The organism is Galactobacter sp. (assembly GCF_022712295.1).
Taxonomy (GTDB): domain Bacteria; phylum Actinomycetota; class Actinomycetes; order Actinomycetales; family Micrococcaceae; genus Galactobacter.
In genome coordinates this window covers 1-2,626 of the sequence record NZ_JALAGT010000085.1, presented here as the reverse complement: position 1 = coordinate 2,626, position 2,626 = coordinate 1, and the positions used below count along the sequence as shown (strand labels likewise).

Genomic DNA, 2,626 nt, shown 5'->3' with positions numbered 1-2,626 from the left:
GATCCCACCGACGGAGAGATCCTGCTGGACGGGAAGGACCTCCTGGCCCTCCCCGCTCACAAACGCCCCGTCAACACGGTGTTCCAGTCCTATGCCCTCTTCCCCCACATGTCCGTGGCGGAGAACGTCGGTTACGGCCTCAAACGAGCCAAGGTGCCGAGGAAGGAGATCGGACCACGGGTCATGGAGGCGTTGCGGTTGGTCCGCATGGAGGACTTCGCGCAACGCAAGCCGGACATGCTCTCCGGCGGCCAGCAGCAGCGCGTCGCTCTGGCCCGCGCCCTCGTCAATCGGCCTCGAGTGCTGCTCCTGGACGAGCCCATGTCTGCGTTGGATCGCAAATTGCGGGAGGAGATGCAACTAGAACTCATCCGTCTCCACACCGACCTGGGACTGACCTTCATCTTCGTCACCCACGATCAGGAGGAGGCGCTGGCCATGAGCGACCGCATCGTGGTCATGTACGACGGCGTGGTGCAACAGCTCGGCGAGGCCGAGGACATCTACGAGAAGCCCAGCAATGCCTTCGTCGCCGGTTTCATCGGGAAGCAGAACTTCAACTCGGTCACTCTGGACGCAGTGGCCGGCGAGACCGCGACCCTCTCCAATGACCGGCTCACCCTGGAGATCCCCGCCGCCGCCGTGGCCGGGTTCGCTGTGGGAGACACCGTCCAGTCCGCCATCCGCCCGGAGGCCATCACCATCTCGGCGCCGCCGGCGGATCCCACCATTCGAGTCGCAGCCAATCAGGAGCTGGTGGAGATCATCGGTGAGTCCTTCCTGGGGGACGTGGTGCAGTACCTGGTCCGTGTGGGCGAGGACCACACCGCGATCGTGCGGATCTCCAGCACCAAGGCACCGGATGTCCACGAGGGCGACACGGCCCTCATCGAATGGCCGGGCACCGCCGTCCAGATCTTCGCGGATTCCTCGGAGGCCTGACGTGATCGACGACGACATCAAGGTCCTGGGATCCGGCACCACGCTGAACAACCTGACCAGGCGGAGCGTGCTCGGCGGCATGGCGGCGGCAGGCGTGGCCCTGTTGGCCGGCTGCGGTCAGGGAAGCAAGAAGGTCGCCTCCAACATCGCACCGAACGGCAAGCTCGAGGATCGCGTCAACATGTACTCCTGGGGCGACTACGACGAGCCCGGGCTGCTGAAGAAGTTCAAGAAGAAGTTCCACGCCGTGGTTCAGGCCGATGCCTTCGGCTCCAACGAGGAGCTGATGGCGAAGCTCTCCGCGACCCGCGGCACCTCGGGCTACGACATCGTGGTCCCGACCTCCCTCTACATCCCGCAGATGGTGGAGCACGACCTGATCCAGCCGCTTGACCGTTCGCTGATCCCGAACTTCTCCACCCTCGACCCCGCCTACCTCGACCAGTTCTTCGACAAGGGAAACAAGTACTCGGCCCCCAAGGCCTACGGATCCACGGGGTTCGTCTACGACGTCACCAAGATCAAGCAGGACCTGACGACCTGGGCCGATTTCATCGAGGCAGCCAAGACGACCGCCTCCGGCAAGGTCGCGCTGTTGGAGGACGCATGGGAGGTCACCGCCATTGCCCTGGCTGTGAAGGGCTACGACCTCAACACCACGGACAAGGCCGAACTGGCCTACGCCAAGAAGCTCGTCGTGAACGAACTCGCACCGCACACCAAGGCGTACATGGGTCAGGCCGCCACCGCGATGGCGCAGGGCAGCTTCACCCTCATCCACGCCTACAACGGTGATGCCAGGCAGGGCATGATCGACGCCGATGACCCGGAGCGGTGGAAGTTCGTCTTCCCCACAGAGGGCGGCAACTGGTGGGGAGACAACTGGTGCCTGGCCACCGGCGCCCCACACCCCGATGCCTCGCACAAGTTCATCGACTGGATCATCGCGCCGGCCCAGGCCAAGGTCGAGTGCGACTACACGGGATACGCCACCGGTTCCAAGGCCTTCCTGGACCCGGAGGTGGAAAAGGAGTTCGTCTACCCGGAGATCGTGTTCCCGTCCCCGGAGGTCCTGGAACGACTGACGCCGAGCGAGTTCAAGGGCATGGAGCCCCGAACCGACATCCTGACGGCCGCTCAGGCCAAAAGCGGCGCGTGAGACAAGGACCCAACCCATCATGAAAAAGTTCGCATCCAAGATTCTGGGTCCCGCGGCACTGTCGTTCCCGACCTGGGCGTACACCCTCTTCTTCTTCGTCATCCCCGTGGTGATGGTGCTGGTCTATTCCTTCGGCCGCAAACCAGACGAGTTCACCACCGTCAGCATGGATCACCTGTCGCTTGACCGCTTCGGCGAGGCCCTGTCCGGGACCTTCATGAGGACCTTCGGAGTCACCGTGCAGATCTCCGTGGTCGGCACCCTGCTGTGCCTGCTCATCGCCGTCCCGTTCGCGTACTGGCTCGCCATCAAGGTTCCCGCGAAGTGGCGCGGCGTGCTCCTGGCCGTGGTCATGGTCCCCTACTGGACCAACTTCCTGGTCCGCACACTTGGGTGGCAGATCATCCTCTCCACAGACGGCTTCGCCTCCAAATGGTGGAAGAACCTGGGTGGGGAACCCTTCGAGATCCTCTTCACGCACGCGGCGGTGCAGATCGGCGTGGTCTACAACTACCTGCCGTTGAT

Annotated in this window: 3 protein-coding genes; all 3 read left to right on the top strand. The window is 63.7% G+C overall.

Annotation, left to right across the window (positions count from 1 at the left end; all coding sequences use genetic code 11):
- On the top strand, positions 1-942 hold a 942-nt coding region (locus tag Q0A15_RS06425; RefSeq protein ID WP_291278697.1), incomplete at its 5' end, for an ABC transporter ATP-binding protein.
- A gap of 1 nt (position 943) precedes the next feature.
- Positions 944-2,101, top strand: a complete 1,158-nt coding sequence (locus Q0A15_RS06420) for a spermidine/putrescine ABC transporter substrate-binding protein (RefSeq protein WP_291278696.1) — start codon at positions 944-946, stop codon at positions 2,099-2,101.
- 19 nt (positions 2,102-2,120) lie between these two features.
- The coding region (locus Q0A15_RS06415; protein ID WP_367273360.1) for an ABC transporter permease at positions 2,121-2,626 on the top strand (506 nt) is incomplete at its 3' end.